The 17,077-nt window shown below is 55.6% G+C and carries 12 protein-coding genes; 3 read left to right on the top strand and 9 right to left on the bottom strand.

The features are described 5' to 3' along the window. Positions 1-321 precede the first annotated feature (321 nt). Positions 322-1,293, top strand: coding sequence for a hypothetical protein (locus ACA075_RS10230; RefSeq protein WP_497298351.1), 972 nt, complete (start codon positions 322-324; stop codon positions 1,291-1,293). A 42-nt stretch (positions 1,294-1,335) separates the two neighbouring features. On the opposite strand, the gene ACA075_RS10235 is transcribed toward ACA075_RS10230, so the two are convergent. From ACA075_RS10235 to ACA075_RS10250, 4 genes are read right to left on the bottom strand one after another with little or no spacing between them, the layout of a single operon-like run. Then, the gene (locus ACA075_RS10235) at positions 1,336-2,754 is read right to left on the bottom strand and encodes a tyrosine-type recombinase/integrase (protein WP_497298352.1); all 1,419 of its coding nucleotides are present in this window, start codon (positions 2,752-2,754) and stop codon (positions 1,336-1,338) included. Continuing rightward, positions 2,735-3,349 (bottom strand): hypothetical protein, encoded by a 615-nt coding sequence (locus tag ACA075_RS10240; RefSeq protein WP_497298353.1) that lies wholly within the window; start codon positions 3,347-3,349, stop codon positions 2,735-2,737. The genes ACA075_RS10235 and ACA075_RS10240 overlap by 20 nt, the downstream gene beginning before the upstream one ends. Before the next feature lie 6 nt (positions 3,350-3,355). Next, positions 3,356-5,440, bottom strand: a complete 2,085-nt coding sequence (locus ACA075_RS10245; protein WP_497298354.1) for an integrase — start codon at positions 5,438-5,440, stop codon at positions 3,356-3,358. Further along, on the bottom strand, positions 5,418-7,727 hold the full coding sequence (locus ACA075_RS10250) for a hypothetical protein (protein ID WP_497298355.1): 2,310 nt from the start codon (positions 7,725-7,727) through the stop codon (positions 5,418-5,420). Before ACA075_RS10250 ends, ACA075_RS10245 begins: the two co-directional genes overlap by 23 nt. Positions 7,728-7,818: 91 nt before the next feature. On the opposite strand from ACA075_RS10250, the gene ACA075_RS10255 reads away from it, so the two are divergent. Further along, positions 7,819-8,103 (top strand): 50S ribosome-binding protein YggL, encoded by a 285-nt coding sequence (locus ACA075_RS10255; RefSeq protein ID WP_027921750.1) that lies wholly within the window; start codon positions 7,819-7,821, stop codon positions 8,101-8,103. Positions 8,104-8,266: 163 nt separating this feature from the next. Here the strand turns inward: ACA075_RS10255 and ACA075_RS10260 are convergent, their stop codons facing one another. Then, a complete protein-coding gene (locus ACA075_RS10260) occupies positions 8,267-9,457 on the bottom strand; it encodes a benzoate/H(+) symporter BenE family transporter (protein WP_497298356.1) in 1,191 nt (396 codons plus the stop codon). 392 nt (positions 9,458-9,849) lie between these two features. Between ACA075_RS10260 and ACA075_RS10265 the strand changes: the two genes are divergently transcribed. Further along, positions 9,850-10,614, top strand: a complete 765-nt coding sequence (locus tag ACA075_RS10265) for a GntR family transcriptional regulator (RefSeq protein ID WP_219096386.1) — start codon at positions 9,850-9,852, stop codon at positions 10,612-10,614. A gap of 172 nt (positions 10,615-10,786) precedes the next feature. Here ACA075_RS10265 and guaD read toward each other — a convergent pair whose 3' ends face one another. From guaD to xdhA, 4 genes are all read right to left on the bottom strand, one after another. Further along, positions 10,787-12,091: a guanine deaminase gene (gene guaD, locus ACA075_RS10270; RefSeq protein ID WP_497298357.1), complete on the bottom strand. Its 1,305-nt coding sequence runs from the start codon at positions 12,089-12,091 to the stop codon at positions 10,787-10,789. 8 nt (positions 12,092-12,099) lie between these two features. Then, positions 12,100-12,945, bottom strand: coding sequence for a xanthine dehydrogenase accessory protein XdhC (gene xdhC / locus ACA075_RS10275; protein WP_462026352.1), 846 nt, complete (start codon positions 12,943-12,945; stop codon positions 12,100-12,102). A 143-nt stretch (positions 12,946-13,088) separates the two neighbouring features. Further along, positions 13,089-15,488, bottom strand: a complete 2,400-nt coding sequence (gene xdhB, locus ACA075_RS10280; protein WP_497298358.1) for a xanthine dehydrogenase molybdopterin binding subunit — start codon at positions 15,486-15,488, stop codon at positions 13,089-13,091. Next, entirely contained in the window at positions 15,481-16,935 is a 1,455-nt protein-coding gene (gene xdhA, locus ACA075_RS10285; RefSeq protein WP_497298359.1) for a xanthine dehydrogenase small subunit, read from the bottom strand. The genes xdhB and xdhA overlap by 8 nt, the downstream gene beginning before the upstream one ends. Positions 16,936-17,077 lie beyond the last annotated feature (142 nt).

Raw genomic sequence — 17,077 nt, forward strand, 5'->3', positions numbered from 1 at the left:
CGCTGTATCCGTTACCCTGATTTTTTCCCCTGGTCAGCCTGGTTTTCGGAGGATCACGACGAACTCGAACATCCCTGGATTGTATCCGACGAAATGTAGAGTTAAGAACGCGAATACTGTTTTCGCCCTGGGAAAACGGAGTCTCCTTTGCTCTTCTTTGAACGCGTACTGTCGAGTGTGAGGATGAGTAGCCGGGGCAATTCAAATTCGAAGCTCGTTAAAGAGGGGAGAGCAACGAATCCTATCGCCAGCTTTCGATTCAAAATCACACGCCTAAAGTGTTTGCTAAAGAAGCTGTGGCTAAGCCAAGGAGAGAAATTTATGGAAAGTGAAGAAAGAGCTCCGATCAAATTGAATATCTCGACAGGAATTATTGGGGTTACTACCTGCACGACGTCCGTGGGTGACAACTCCAAAACGACAAATATACAGCGCTCCGGCAGCATGGTTCATAATGTTATACCGTCCGTCATCGTTGTCTGTGAGGACGCTTTGGCTAAGATGGCTATTGAAAAAATAGCTGGGGACTTAAAAGGTTCGTTTAAGATTATCACGGCTGGTGCATGGGATAACATGCCCGTCTTGTTGTATGGTATCTACTTCTACCGGGAGCAGCTTATAGCGTCCGGTGATAAAAGACACTTGGAAGTTGTATGTGTGTTGGATGGAGATATTCGGGAGAGGGATTTTAAGGAAGGGCTTGATAGGGTTCACCGTGGGATTCATGTTCCGGATGATGTGAAAAAGGCGCTATCCCAGATAAATGAGAATTTGGTCGGATTTAAATTAATAGAAATTAAGCCGATCGGGGGGCTTCCGGAATATCATCATAAGATGTGGTTGGAGGAAATATCGGACGAAATAATTGATAATCATCATGAGGTAGAGCTTTCTAAGCATGAAATGTATTTTAACTGTGCAAGGAAAGAAGATAAGCCTGGCGTTGGTGTACTGCTAGCATTGCTAAGGTCAGAGATTGCAGAAGTCAAAAGGATAGTCGGCTGCTCCAGACAGGTTCCATTTCATACTCTTCGTGATGGAAAAAATAAGATAGATTGCCACGCTTTTTATGATGAGCTTGAGGGCCAGCTGCGAAAGGGTGATAGTTTGTTGAAGTACCCTTTACATGACCTGAATTATACTGTGCTGACTCTTATCAAGAAGTACAATCCCGAACGCTGGGAGATGTATATCGCTCCCGTCAAAAAAGCTATGCAGGAAGCCTTTGATCGACATGTAAAAATGTTCAGGTCGGATAGGTTTAATCTGACCGAGCTTGGTGAGGAAAGCTGATAAGGCTCTTTCTCCAATCTCTTACGGCTTCCTGGCTGGATCTCACGCGACCATAAGCAAGCGCTCCATGGATTCCGTCAGAGACTTTTCCCGTTCAATGTATATTTCCTTACTGATTTTTTCTTTCTCGAAATCATCTAGTAACCGTTTTCTCCGCTTCTGATATGTTTCGTAGGTTTTGGCCACTTCAACATTATGAATGACCTGCTCGTACTTGGATTTGACCTTGAATGCTGTGTCCACGTAGTCCAACAGGCTCTCCAGTGTGGCGTGACCGCTCTTGGCCATCGCTCGCTCGGCCAGCATCTTGTTAGTCATCAACGTCTGTCTAAACGAGTCTGGGCTCAGTGCCTGTGTTTCGCCAATTAACCGGGCGACAATGTTCGTACAGAATGCATGCCTGAAGAGGTGCGCGCAGGCTTGTTCTTCGACTCCGGCAGCGCGTCGGATCAAAGAAAATTCAGTTGTGAAAGTGTCTATCCCAAGGGGGCGACCACCACGCTCGGTGACAAACAGGAATCCGTGATCCGGGATGCCTTTGAATCGCTTCATGATGATGAAGCGGTCGCCGCGAATATAGTTCATGAGCTCGTCAATCATGGGAGGGCTAAGCTCAAGTGCTCGTGTCAGCCCCATCCCGCCTCGTTTTAGAGTGGTGACTGAAATAGTGGGTTGTTTTACTTTGGCGGCGGCAAGCACTTCGGCAACTGTAATGGGTTGAATCTCGCCGCGCCGTGCGCCTAATTCTTCGAATAATGAAATCATCAGGTGTCGACGATTATTTAAAAACTCCGACGTCGACATCTCATCAATAGCATTACGCAATTTTTCGATCGTGGCTTCTCCAATCGGCAAGCGAGTCTTCCTGGCCTCAGGCGTCCTGAACGACCTGTGGTGAACGCTGGAGCGTGTGAGGGCCTTTCCATTTCGATAGAAAACTGAATCCACCATGTAGATTGAGATAGTTCCATCTATACCGACGAAGTTGTGTAAGCCGCTCATTTCTCCCACGTAAGCGAGAAAGTTCAAGCACCTTCTGCCAATGCCAATAATCGTACGTTCAGTTCTTTTGCGCTGGTTTGGTTTATTACGCTTCATTTCAATGCGAAGTCCGTCGATGAAGGCGCAGAAGTCGTCGTCGGATAGAGCTATAAAACTGAGATTATTGTAATAGCAGAATCTGATCAGGTGGCTGATCTTCCCAGCGTACTCGCCAAAGGTACCCCCTTTGGTTCCGGCTCTGGATGGGCCATTGCCACCTCGGCCAGGCTTCATACGTGTCTTGATCATATAAGCATTGGCCTGAAGGCAGGGCATGCCATTTGGCCACGTCATAAAAGGCATGTTGCTGCCATCAAGCGTATGGAGTTTATCCTGCGATAGGTAGTCGTAAAGTCGCAGTTTCGGGATCAGTGTAAATAATTGCGCGGCTTCGGGGTACTCAACGCGTCGTTTGATCATGGGGCACCAGCTGCAAATGCTTCTTCATGGAGAGGATGGTCACGTCATCAAAAGGTGCAGGGTTCAATCCCAGAATTTTGATGATCCTGTTGATGGCGTCTTTAATCCGCTTTTGCCGCAATCCTGTATTGGCTGTGTCAGCAATCGTGATCAAATCCCTCCTGTTAACCTCCAGTGCCTGTATAAGCACCATATTAACGGCTTGCAGGGAGGAGATAGTGTTCTTCAGCTCGTCGACCTGTTCCTCTAGCCCGGTTCGAGATCGCTTCTTTGGCGCAACCTGTTGCTCTTCAAATTTGTATATCATTTGCTGCGCATGCGACCGCAGCCGGTCTAAATGTTGAAAATCTCTCTCCGCATCTGGCTGCGTGAGTCTTTTCTTCAGAGTGTTCAGGCTGATAGGCCGGATCGAGAACGGTTCATCTCGTATTGAGAACTCCATATCCAAGGAGCATAGGCCCCCCTGGCTTTTGAGTGCATTCAAAACCTGTTCGTTTTGCGAGTAACTGTCTGGGGAACGTGCGATATCAACCAGCAATCTGAAAATGCTATCGATGGACTGATCAATTTCCTCGCGCTTGGATACTGTGCTCATCTTTGTTCAGCTCACAATGAATAGAATTTTCATAGATGTACCATTTTCATCTTTGAAGAACTGCGGTTCGAATCTGGCTTTCCCTTCTTCCAGCATTGCCGCAAGGTAGGTTTCAATTTTCCGCTCATCGACAAGCGCAAATGACGTAGTGCCGAATTGTGCAGACAGCAGATCCCGCAAGTTTTGGTAGTTTTCCAGCCGGTCTTTTTTGGCCAAGTCTGCAAAATAACGTGCGCCAGCACGTCGAATTTCTTTAGGCTCCATGCATTCGGTCAGATAGCGCCAAATGTGTTCGATGTCGCGATGGCCAAACATCCAGCGCAAGGTATCCAATTCTCCAAAGCTGTTCGTGTAGAAAAACATGATGGCGAAGAAACGCCGTAACTGGTGTTGGCGCACGTAATAGCGCTCGCCGCCTTCAGTGACATCGCTTTCAAAATAGTCACAGGCGAAGTCCAGGTGACGGTTGTAAAGGTATAGTGAACAATCCTGAAGTACTTTATGCCCCATAGTGGGTGGAGTAGCGAACAGGTCGGTCTGATCCTGGGTAACCCCGAGACGTTTGAGCAGCTTTTGGAACCGGCGCAGTTCCTCGATCATTTCGACGGCAATGGCGTCGATGGGGCGAGACTCGCGCTGTCGAATGCCCAAGGCGTTACGAGTGGACTTGGCCAGCTTGAAGATAAGCCATGACTTTGTACTGTCCAGGCACTTTTGAGTCTCCAAAGTCACCAGCTCATCAACGCGTCGCGCCATGATCATCCCGACGGTCAATTGGATGCTGCCCAGATAGACGTACACCAACTCAAGCAGTCCGTGATTCGCACGCATCCGTCGGAAGTATTGCTCCCTGTCTCCTTTTCGCCGAGTTCTGTATCGGGTTCGGCGATGACTGGAGAGCCCAAGTTTTTGCACACCAAAGCTGACGAGTTCAGGGCCAATGACTTTTTTGAACTCCGCATCAGGCAGTTGGGTCATTGGAATGCCGTGCGCGTGACAGTGGCTTGCAACCCTGACGAAGCCATTCAGAATCTTCCTTCCATGCTCGACATGGAACTCCATACTGCGTCGGAACAGCTTCAACAAATTGGCGGACGGTACGCTTCTGAATCGAGATGAGTCGTTAAGCGCTGGAAAGTACTCCTTGATCGTTTCCGTATCCGTGTCAGCGGGGGCGGGGAGCCCTAACGTACTGAGCGATGCGCTATTTACTAATGTATATCGGTAGTAAAAGTACAACGAGAACTGGAGGATCTCGGATTCTCCAGTGGTCACCTTGACTCCGGGGTACTCTCGTCTGTAGCTCTTTTCGTTGGGATAAAAACTCAGCTCCATCAGCGCTGATTTTGCATTCTGCCGTCCTCGGATCGTGTCCGGATAAAGGCGCTCAGACAGCGCTTTTGTGCTGACCTTGTAGCCGTGGTGACTGTTCCCGTAATACAGATTGGCCCTCATCATCGCCGCACGAATCTTGGGAATGTCAGAGGCGTTGATGTCGAGTCCCTGACCTTCAAGGATGTCGTCGCTGACCTCCAGCATACTGGGGTGTTCGGTGAAGATTTTCTCTGCCTCGGCATCACTGAGGCTGATTAGCAGCTGCTTGCAGTACGCAGAAGCGCGCTCATGCCATGCATAAATGGAGTCTTCTGAGTGTGTCTGGGAGGCGAGCTGATTGAGGATTCCCTTCAAATCATCGGCGTTCAACGCGCCTAAACCGAACTGGATGAGGTCGTAGCTTTGAGCGTTGATCAGCAGGTAGTCGATAAGCCTCGATGCACAGGACACGCGCATGTTTTGAGACGCCAGGCCGAGCGTAGCAAACTCCTCATTGACGCCGTTTGCACTGATGATGAGCAGATGCTTCAGCGAGCGCAGCAGGATCTCATTCTTGGCGTCGGTCAAGAAGCTGTCATCCCAGAGCTGAGCCCCCCAATCGAGTTCAACGGGTTTTTTCTGGTTGGTCTGAATTACCCAGACATTCTCAGCAAACTCGCTGAGTAACCAAGGTGCTGATGTGTGAGGGGATACTTCGACCAGGTCAAAGTCATCAAGAAACTCGTATCCGGATTCACGACCAGTGAGCAGGGACATAGATCAGCGCCTCCATCTTCTTTGCATCGACCAGTTTCAAAGCCGCGACCAGGTGTTTCTTCAGCAGCCGGTCATAACCACTGGAAATCTCGGTTTTGATTTTTCCTGCAAATGACGCCCAGTACTCAGCCTTGCCGCATACCCGCTCGCGACTGCTGGATGCGGTGACTGCTGCCTCCAGCGAGAGCAAGGAGGAGAGGAACGGCACTCCGATGGAAAGCACGGCTTCACTGGTTTCAATGGGTTTGCGCTGCTCTTTGCGTTCAGGATCGGAAGCTTCAGGCGGAATCTCTTTGATCCGGTGGTTATCCAGGAAGGTATCGAGCTCATCCATGTTATTGAACTTCGTCACGCGAAGCAGGTGCGGGCTGTCCTTCATGGCCTCGCAGACCATTGCCTTTTGAAAGATCCTGATCCATCGAGCCTTGATGAAAGCCAACAGAGCCTCCGGGAGGTAGTGGCTGAGCAGTCCTGGATAGTAGTTCTGGTGGCCAAGAGCTCTGGACATGGCCTCCGTGCTTTTGCTCGTAATGAAAACAGCAACCGCTGCAGAGGCTCTGATTCTGCCCAGCCGCACACGCTGGATGAACTTGATCAGTTCGTTTTCCGGAAGATCACTGTGTGGTTTGAACTGAGCAATCAAGTCCTGTCGCAGATTGCGATTGTTGACGAATTTACTCTCGTTCCACAGGATCTGGGCGTCGGCCCCGAAGGTGCTCGTGCCCTTGCTCGAACTGATAAACAGCAACCGCCAAGCGTCATTGCCATGACTCTTCAGCTTTCGGCGGCCAAGAGCCGTGATCTCGATGATGTCTTTCACGAGGGCAAATGAGGTGTCGTTTAGCTCGATGATTTGCTCTCGAACATCCGGTTGTTTCCGGTTTTTGTAACCAATCAGCAGACGCTTTTCTTCGTCAAACCCTGAGAGCTGGCCCGCCTGGTTATAGAGCTCAAACCCCCTCAAGAAGTCCGGTGTGATCTCTGGGTGCTCAAGCACCAGAAGGCACTGGAAGGGGTACAGGCTGCCTTTGAATGGGAAGCCGTAAGTGTGAGCGAGGCTTGCGGCGCTGCAGTCTTCGCCCGTGATTTGCTTGTGAATCTTGCACAGGAAGGCCTGTGGCACTTTGGAGTCGAGAGTTTCCAAGGTAGCGCAGATGTCCGCGAGCGTGTGCTGCTTGGACAGCCCACGGCCCTGATGCACTGTGATTGGCGTGCCCTGCTGCGCCAGGGAGACCCGGTGGGCATGACGCAATTTCAGCGCGGCCGCCTCGTGGTTAGCCCACTTACGCACTGTCGCGAGATCGTTCTTGATGTGGAAGAACAACACGTCGATCGCCTCTGCATCAGTGACATGCAGTGGGATGGTCGTGAGTAGCTTCTCCTGTACCAGCAGGCCGTCCTCGTTCTCGCGCAGCCTGGTCTCAGAGCCATACTTGGTGGACGGAGGAGGGCGTCGGATCGGTGAAGTGAGGCTCGCCCAGACACCCGTTTTGCAAAGGCACGCTTCAACACCATTTATGAATCGATTCCAGGCTTTGATTCTGCTTTTGCCGTCATTCCCTGCTTTTTTGGCCCTCATGAAGTGATGGCGGGTGAAAGCGTGCATAAAACGTTTCACTCCGTCCTCCGTTTTAAACGTACTGATGGGCCATTGGGGAGAATGCTCCTTGAGATAATCAAACATGTTGCTCCATTCGGAGAGAGGGCTACCTGCTCGTCCGCGGTAGTACCTCTCAATCTGGGCAAACATGTCCTCGACGAAAGTTCTTCCATAAGGCTTTACCAGTGGGGCAAGCCTGAAATGAGTGCTGTAAATATTCTGGCGATGCAATGACCAGCCCGCCCAATACCATCTCTTGTACTCGTCCGCCGATTTCACCGTCGCACAAACGGCTGTATCAGGTTTGAAGAGAGCAAAGTCCCAACTGAAGTCGTGGAGGTCAGGGCGCGCGATTCGTGCTGTGGCCAGCGTCTGATAGAGGCGGCGGCTGAACTTGACTGCTTCTTTATGTGGCAAGTCAATCAGCTCATTTCCAGCCATGGCTGACGTGAAGCTTCTCAGGATCGCCTCGATCGCAGGGCTCCTGAGTGTCTCCATCGTGATCCGCTGCTCGGTGATATCGCAGTAGGCTTCAAGGAGCTGAATCTGGGGACGAATAGTATTGTTTCTCAAGTTCTCGGACTCTCGGTGAGCCTCAGCAGCCTGAACGATGAGATCTGCAACTTCTTGGTCGATCCTTGTGAAAGGATGGTAAGCAATGGCAAGGGTGTTTTTGACAATTGTCATTTTTTATTGATGTCCATAAATGCTTGTAGGCGCCGTGGTAGAGCCGTTTAAGAGATAATGACATCAATGCCTAAATAGTCAAAAAAAAGAGCTGGGTTTCGAACTGAACCTGGATTTCAAAGAAGATTTGGCTGATGAAGCCATTGATGCTTTCCTCGACGCGTTCCTGAAAGAAGCCATGGAAGCCAACGGTCTGGGTTATGTTGGCGGCGACGACTTCGGTCTGGTTTGCCTGCAGAAGCGTGGCTCGGTGTCCGAAGAGCAGCGCGCTGCTGTTGAAGCCTGGCTCAAAGGCCGCAGCGAACTGACCGAAGCAACCGTCAGCCCGCTGATCGACGTCTGGTACCCGGAAAAGCCGATCAATCCGGTAGCTTGATGTCATAGCTTGATGTCATAAAAGAAGCGGCGGCCCAAGGGTCGCCGTTTTTTTATGTCCGGAAGATCAAGAGCATGCAGCCTCGTTTCACTCGACAGCTGCTAAATGGATTCCATGCCCTGTAGCAGCTGTCGAGTGAAACGAGGCTGCGTGCTTTTGCTTTTCAGGCTTTACGCCAATTCAGAATCACCAGCGTCAACACCCCCGCCACAATCCCCCAGAACGCCGACCCAATGGAAAACAGCGTCAGCCCCGACGCCGTGACCATAAAGGTAATCAATGCCGCCTCACGTTCTTTCACTTCGGTCATGGCAATGCTCAGGCCATTGATGATCGAACCGAACAGCGCCAGCGCCGCAATCGACAGCACCAACTCTTTTGGCAGCGCCGCAAACAAGGCCGCCAGCGTTGCGCCGAACACCCCGGCAATCCCGTAGAAAATCCCGCACCAGACCGCTGCCGTGTAGCGCTTGTTGCGATCTTCATGGGCATGCGGCCCGGTGCAGATCGCCGCGCTGATGGCCGCCAGGTTGATCCCGTGGGAGCCGAATGGCGCCAGCAGCAGCGAGGCGATGCCGGTGGTGGTGATCAGCGGCGAGGCCGGCACGGTGTAGCCGTCGGCGCGCAATACGGCGATGCCGGGCATGTTCTGCGAGGTCATTGCCACCACAAACAACGGAATACCGATGCTGATGGTCGCGGCCAGGGAGAGGTGCGGCGTGGTCCAGACCGGCGTTGCCACTTCCAGATGGAAACCGCTGAAGTCCAGCAGCCCCATGAACCCGGACAGCGCCGTGCCAATCAGTAACGCTGCGAGCACCGCGTAGCGCGGCGACACGCGCTTGACCAACAGATAAGTGAAGAACATCCCCAGCACCAGCCCGGTGCGATGCTGCGCGGCGACGAAGATTTCACTGCCGATCTTGAACAGAATCCCCGCCAGCAACGCCGCGGCCAATGACGCCGGAATCTTTTTCACCAATCGTTCGAAGCTGCCAGTCAAACCACAAATGGTCACCAGCACTGCGCAAGTGATGTAGGCACCGATGGCTTCGCCGTAGCTCACGCCGCCGAGACTGGTGATCAGCAACGCCGCGCCGGGGGTCGACCAGGCGATGGTAATCGGCGTGCGATACCGCAGGGACAGTCCGATCGAGCACACCGCCATGCCAATCGAGATCGCCCAGATCCACGACGAAATCTGCCCACTGGTCAGGCCCGCCGCTTGTCCCGCCTGAAACATCAGGACCAGGGAGCTGGTGTAACCGGTCATCATGGCGATGAAGCCAGCGACGATCGCCGACGGTGACGTATCGGCCAAGGGGCGGAGCTGCGTGTGCGTGGCGTCGTTCATGACAGCGGTGTTCCTTATGGCTAGCGGTAAATTCAGCGTGGCGTTTGTGGCGAGGGGGCTTGCCCCCGTTGGGCTGCGAAGCAGCCCCAAAACCAGGCAAAGCGGTGAATCAGCTAGAACGCGTGCACAGCATTTACGACGGCTTCACCGCCGAACGGGGGCAAGCCCCCTCGCCACAAAAGCTTTACTGACCACATATTTGCTTGTTCAAGCCTAAACTCAAAAGTAACCAACCGTTGCGATACAGCAGAAGCGACAAACAGCCATACAGTCGTGTTGCCACCATCCATTGTGTACAATCGTGGTGTTTTTTACGCGATACTTGCCAGCGACCCACTGTGCCGTATTACAGTCACGGTCAATTCGCCGCAGTTCTCCCGACTCGAGTGCCCATGAACGAACAGTTGCAGCCCCTCAAGAAACAACCGCGAGCAGGCAAAGCCGGCCGCAGCGGTACCCAGGACGATATTGTCTACGCACATATCTTCGAGGCCATCCTCGAACAGCGTCTGGCGCCCGGCACCAAGTTGAGCGAAGAAGCGCTGGGGGAAATTTTCGGGGTCAGTCGCACCATCATTCGCCGCGCGCTGTCGCGCCTGGCCCATGAAGGCGTAGTGCTGCTGCGTCCGAACCGTGGCGCTGTGGTCGCTAGCCCGAGTGTCGAGGAGGCCCGTCAGGTATTCCTGGCCCGGCGTCTGGTGGAGCGGGCGATCACTGAACTGGCGGTTCAGCACGCGACCGCCGAGCAGATTGCCGAGTTGCGGCAGATGGTCAACGACGAGCGCGACAGCTTCTCCCGTGGCGATCGCGGCGCCGGTATCCGTCTGTCGGGCGAATTCCACCTGAAACTGGCCGAAGCGGCGAAGAATGCGCCGTTGATCAGCTTCCAGCGCAGCCTGGTGTCCCAGACTTCGCTGATCATCGCCCAGTACGAAAGCGGCAACCGTTCCCACTGTTCCTACGACGAGCACACCCAATTGATCGACGCCATCGAAGCGCGTGATGGTGCGTTGGCGGTGAACCTGATGATGCATCACATGGATCACATCGACAGCAAGCTCAACCTCGACGAGGAAAGCGCGTCGGATGATTTGCATGCGGTGTTCTCGCATTTATTGCAGACCAAGAAACCTGGGCGGCCTGCGGTCAAACTCTAAGGTAGAACGAGGCGCGCCCATCGCGGGCAAGCCACGCTCCCACTGGATGGATGTCGGTTGCACGCTCACCGCGATCCTGTGGGAGCGGGCTTGCACGCGATAGCAATCTGATAGGCAACAAAAATCCCCCGGTGCGGTAAAGCAACGGGGGATTTTTTATGCCCGAAATATCTTAACGCTGATGCACCTGATTCCCCGCCGCATACGTCTGCAGCACCGTCCGGTCATCCCCCAGCGTCATCAACACAAACAACGTCTCGGCAATGTTATTGGCCTGCTTCAAGCGATAGCTCAGCAGCGGCGTGGCGTTGTAGTCCAGCACCAGGAAGTCGGCGTCGGTGCCCGGTTTCAGCGTGCCGATCTTGTCTTCCAGACGCAGCGCACGCGCACCGCCCAGGGTCGCCAGGTACAGCGATTTGAACGGGCTCAGGCGCGCCCCTTGCAGTTGCATGACCTTGTACGCTTCGTTCAACGTTTGCAGCAGCGAAAAACTGGTACCACCGCCCACGTCCGTGCCCAAACCAACATTGAGTTTGTGCTTCTCGGCCATCGGCAAATTGAACAGGCCGCTGCCGAGGAAGAAGTTTGAGGTCGGGCAGAAAGCAATCGCCGAACCCGTCTCCGCCAGCCGCGCGCACTCGTCGTCGCACAGGTGCACGCCGTGGGCGAACACCGAGCGCTCGCCCAGCAACTGGTAGTGATCGTAAACGTCGAGGTATCCCTTGCGCTCGGGGAACAGTTCCTTGACCCACTCGACTTCCTTCAGGTTTTCGCTGATGTGGGTCTGCATGTACAGGTCGGGGTATTCGCTGAGCAACTGGCCGGCAAGGGTCAGTTGTTCCGGGGTGCTGGTGGGGGCGAAGCGCGGGGTCACCGCGTAATGCAGGCGGCCCTTGCCGTGCCAGCGCTCGATCAGCGCCTTGCTTTCCACGTAGCTGGATTCGGCGGTGTCGGTCAGGTAGTCCGGAGCGTTGCGGTCCATCATCACCTTGCCGGCGATCATCCGCAGGTCCAGTTGCTCGGCGACTTCGAAGAATGAGTTCACCGATTGCGGGTGCACGCTGCCGAACACCAGCGCGGTGGTGGTGCCGTTACGCAGCAATTCCTTGATGAAAATGTCCGCGACTTCGTCGGCATGAGCCTTGTCGGCGAATTGGCTTTCGCACGGAAAAGTGTAGGTGTTGAGCCAGTCCAGCAACTGCTCGCCGTAAGCGCCGACCATACCGGTTTGCGGCAAGTGAATGTGGGTATCGATGAAGCCCGGGGTGATCAGGGCGTCCTGATAATGAGTGATCTCGATATCGGCGGGCAGGGTCGGCAGCAAGTCGCTGGCGTGGCCGAGGGCGCTGATCTGGCCGTTATCGACCACCAGCAGGCCGTCTTCGAAATACTCATACGAGGCTTCGATGCCCACTTCGGCGGGGTCGGCGATGCTGTGCAGGATGGCGGCGCGGTAGGCTTTGCGAGTCAGAGGCATAAAATTTCTCAATTCGTGGCTTGGCTGCGGCGTGAAGCAGGCAGCAGTTTGGCGATCGATGATCCGGCGCTGGCAGTTTGCTGGCCGAAACTGGCGTTATAGGTGGCGATGATTTCGCCGGCGATGGAGATGGCGATTTCCACAGGCAACTTGCCTTTGACTTCGCCGATGCCCATCGGGCAGCGCATGCGTTGCAGCACGGCGCTGTCGAAACCACGGTCGCGCAAGCGGTGTTCGAACTTCACCCGTTTGGTCTTCGAACCGATCAGGCCGAAGTAGGCGAAGTCGTTGCGCTTGAGGATCGCGGCGGTGAGTTCAAGGTCGAGCTGGTGGTTGTGGGTCATGACGATGCAGTAGCTGCCGGCGGGCAGGTTGTCGATTTCATCCACTGGTTCTTCGGCGACGATTTTGCGCACGCCGTGGGGGATCTGTTCGGGGAATTCCGCTTCCCTCGAATCGATCCAGCGCACCCGGCAGGGCAGGCTGGCGAGCAGCGGCACCAGCGCCCGGCCGACATGGCCGGCGCCGAACACGGCGATCTGCGCCTGGACCTGGCCCATCGGTTCGAACAGCAACACGGTCACGCCGCCGCAGCACTGGCCGAGGCTGGCGCCCAGGCTGAAGCGCTCCAGATGGGTGTCCTGCTTGCCGCTGGCCAGCATCTCGCGACCGATCTGCATGGCCTTGTATTCCAGGTGCCCGCCACCGATGGTGTCGAAGGCCTGGGTGGCGCTGATGACCATTTTCGAACCGGCATTGCGCGGCGTCGAGCCGAGCTCTTCGATGATGGTCACCAACACGCAGGGTTCACCCTGGGATTGCAGGTCGGCGAGGGCGTCGATCCAGTTGTACATGTTTCACCTCAACATCTCTGTTGTCTGTTCGGGCCTCTTCGCTAGCAGGCTAGCTCCCACATTGTTTTGTGGTGTCCACACATTTTGGATTCCTCACGAATCCCGTGGGAGCTAGCCTGCTAGCGATTGGCCGCGCCTCGGTATCAGAGCGAAGCCAACTCGGCTTCAGCCTCAACAGCCTTCGCCGCCTTCAATTGCCGCATCTGCTCACACCCCCACAACACCCGCTCCGGGGTCGCCGGTGCGTCGATTTTCGGTTGATGCTTGTAGTCACCCAGGCTTGCTACCGCATCCTTGATCGCACACCACGACGCGATGCCCAGCATGAACGGCGGCTCGCCGACTGCCTTGGAATGGAACACCGTGTCTTCCGGGTTCTTGCGGTTTTCCACCAGCTTCACCCGCAGGTCCAGCGGCATGTCGGCAACGGCCGGGATCTTGTAGCTGGCCGGGCCGTTGGTCATCAGTTTGCCTTTGTTGTTCCACACCAGTTCTTCCATGGTCAGCCAGCCCATGCCCTGGATGAAACCGCCCTCGACCTGACCGATGTCGATGGCCGGGTTCAACGAGTCGCCGACGTCGTGGAGGATGTCGGTACGCAGCATTTTGTACTCGCCGGTCAGGGTGTCGATGATCACCTCGCAACAGGCTGCACCAAAGGCGTAGTAATAGAACGGCCGACCACGGGCCTGACTCCGGTCGTAGAAGATTTTCGGGGTCTTGTAGAAGCCGGTACTCGACAGCGACACCTGGGCGAAATACGCCTGCTGGATCAGCGCTTCGAAGGTCAGGATGTGATCGCGAACCCGCACGTGGCCGTTATGGAATTCCACGTCTTCTTCACTGACCTTGTACTGCCGGGCGGCGAATTCCACCAGGCGTTTCTTGATGATTTCAGCCGCGTTCTGTGCGGCTTTACCATTGAGGTCGGCACCGCTGGATGCGGCGGTCGGCGAGGTGTTCGGCACCTTGTCGGTGTTGGTCGCGGTGATCTGCACGCGGTCCATTTCCACCTGGAACACTTCAGCCACGACTTGCGCGACTTTGGTGTTCAGACCCTGACCCATTTCGGTGCCGCCATGGTTCAGGTGGATGCTGCCGTCGGTGTAGATGTGGATCAGTGCGCCGGCCTGGTTGAGGAAGCTGGCGGTGAAGGAAATACCGAATTTTACCGGGGTCAGCGCCAGGCCTTTTTTCAGGATCGGGTTGTTGGCGTTGTAGCGACGGATCGCTTCGCGGCGCTCGGCGTACTGGCTGCTTTCTTCCAGTTCGGCGGTCATTTCCTCGAGCATGTTGTGCTCGACGGTCTGGTAGTAATGGGTGACGTTGCGCTCGGTCTTGCCGTAGTAGTTGGCTTTGCGCACCGCCAGCGGATCGAGGGCCAGATGACGGGCGATGGCGTCCATCACTTCTTCGATGGCGACCATCCCTTGCGGGCCGCCGAAGCCACGGTAAGCGGTGTTCGACGCGGTATTGGTTTTGCAGCGGTGACCGTTGATAGTCGCATCGCCCAGGTAGTACGAGTTGTCGGCGTGGAACATCGCGCGGTCGACAATTGACGCCGACAGGTCCGGCGAGCAGCCGCAGTTGCCGGCCAGTTCCAAGGCGATGCCGTGCAGGCGACCGGTGCTGTCGAAGCCGACGTCGTATTCGACGTAGAAGGGGTGACGCTTGCCGGTCATCAACATGTCTTCAACGCGCGGCAGGCGCATCTTGGTCGGCTGGCCGGTGAGGTGGGCGACGACTGCGCACAGGCACGCCGGGCTCGCAGCCTGGGTTTCCTTGCCGCCAAAACCACCGCCCATGCGGCGCATGTCGACGACGATTTTGTTCATCGACACGTCCAGAACCTCGGCCACCAGTTTCTGCACTTCAGTGGGGTTCTGCGTCGAGCAGTAGACGATCATCCCGCCGTCTTCGGTCGGCATCACCGACGAGATCTGGGTTTCGAGGTAGAAGTGTTCCTGGCCGCCGATGTGCAGCGTGCCTTGAATACGATGTTCGGCAGTCGCCAATGCGCCGGCCGAATCGCCGCGCTGATGGGTGTGGCTGTCGAGTACGAAGTGGCGTTTGCGCAGCGCTTCGACCACGTCCAGCACCGGCTCGAGATCTTCGTATTCGATGATCGCGGCCATGGCGGCTTTGCGTGCGGTTTCCAGGTCTTTTGCGGCAACGGCCAGTACGGGTTGACCGACGAATTGCACGTCGTCGATGGCCAGCAATGGATCGCCCGGCAGCAAGGGGCCGATGTCTTTCAGGCCCGGCACGTCTTCGTGGGTGATGGCGATGCGCACGCCTTCGAAGGCGTAGCAGGGCTTGGTGTCGATGCTGATGATTTTCGCGTGGGCGCGGTCCGACAGGCGTGCGTAAAGGTGCAGCTGATTCGGAAACTCCAGCCGGTCGTCGATGTACTGCGCTTCACCGGACACGTGCTTGGCGGCGCTGTCGTGCTTGACGCTGCGGCCGACCCCGGTGGTCAGGTCCTTGGCGAACAGTTCAGCCAGTTCGGCCTGGGTCTTCTCTACGGCGTGATGATTAGACATAAGCGGTCACCCGAGTCTCGATGTGCGGCGTTTGCAGTTCGATGAAGTATTTGCGCAGCAGGTTTTGCGCGCTGAGCAGGCGATATTCCTTGCTGGCGCGGAAGTCCGAGAGCGGTGTGAAATCTTCGGCCAGCGCGGCGCAGGCGCGTTCGACGGTGGCGTGATTGAATGGCGCGCCGAGCAACACGGTTTCGCAGTTATTCGCACGTTTTGGGATCGCGGCCATGCCGCCGAAGGCGACGCGGGCGTCAGCGATCACACCGTTTTCAATGCGCAGGTTGAACGCGGCGCAGACGGCGGAAATATCATCGTCCAGGCGCTTGGAAACCTTGTACGCACGGAACAGCTGTTCGGCGCTGGCACGCGGCACGATGATTTTCTCGATGAACTCGCTTTCCTGGCGCGCGGTGACCCGGTAATCGATGAAGTAATCTTCCAGGGCCAGGGTGCGACGGGTTTCGCCCTTGCACAAAACGATCTGCGCGCCCAGCGCGATCAGTAGCGGTGGGGAGTCACCGATCGGCGAGGCGTTGCCGATGTTGCCGCCGAGGGTGCCCTGGTTGCGGATCTGCAAAGAAGCGAAGCGTTGCAGCAATTCACCAAAATCCGGGTATTCGGCTTTCAAGGCTTCGTAGCAATCGGAGAGGGCGGTGGCAGCGCCGATTTCCAGGCGGTCGTCGAAGCGTTCGATGCGCTTCATTTCGGCGACGTTGCCGACGTAGATCATCACCGGCAGGGCGCGATGGAACTGCGTGACTTCCAGCGCCAGATCCGTGCCGCCGGCCAGCAGCCGGGCCTGTGGATAAGCGTCGTAGAGGTCAGCCAGATCGGCCACGGTCAGTGGCACCAGGCAGCGCTTGTCGCCACTGTTGAGTTCGCCGATGTCGGTAGGCGCGATGGCTTTCAGGCGGGCGATGGTGTCGGCTTCGCGTGCATCGAATTGGTCCGGTTGTTTACCACAGCAAGATTGCTCGGCGGCTTCCAGAATCGGTCGATAGCCCGTGCAACGGCAGAGATTGCCGGCCAGTGCTTCGTGGGCTTTATGAGCATCCGGTTGATCGCTGTTCTTTTGCAGCGCGAACAGCGACATCACGAAGCCCGGGGTGCAGAAGCCGCATTGCGAACCGTGGCACTCGACCATGGCTTTCTGCACGCTGTGCAGTTCGCCCTGGTGCTTGAGGTCTTCGACGCTGATCAGTTGTTTGCCGTGCAATGACGACACGAACGTCAGGCACGAGTTGAGGCTGCGATAGCGAATGTGTTCGCGGCCATCGTCATCCGTTTGCAGCTCGCCGACCACCACGGTGCAGGCGCCGCAGTCACCGCTGGCGCAGCCTTCTTTGGTGCCGGGTTTGCCCACATGGTCGCGCAGATAATTGAGCACGGTCAGGTTTGGGTCCAGGGCGTGCTCGCTACGGAGTTCCTGGTTAAGTAAAAACTGGATCACGGAAGGCCTCGCAGACTCATTATTGTTGTTAACCGACTTGGACCGAATTTATCAGGTCTGACTTTGCGGTCAATGATTTTCTGACTTAAAGGTCAGGAAAAGCCATTTTGTCGATCAACGACTCGTTCCTTCATTATTGACC

Source organism: Pseudomonas sp. LBUM1663, from assembly GCF_059695905.1.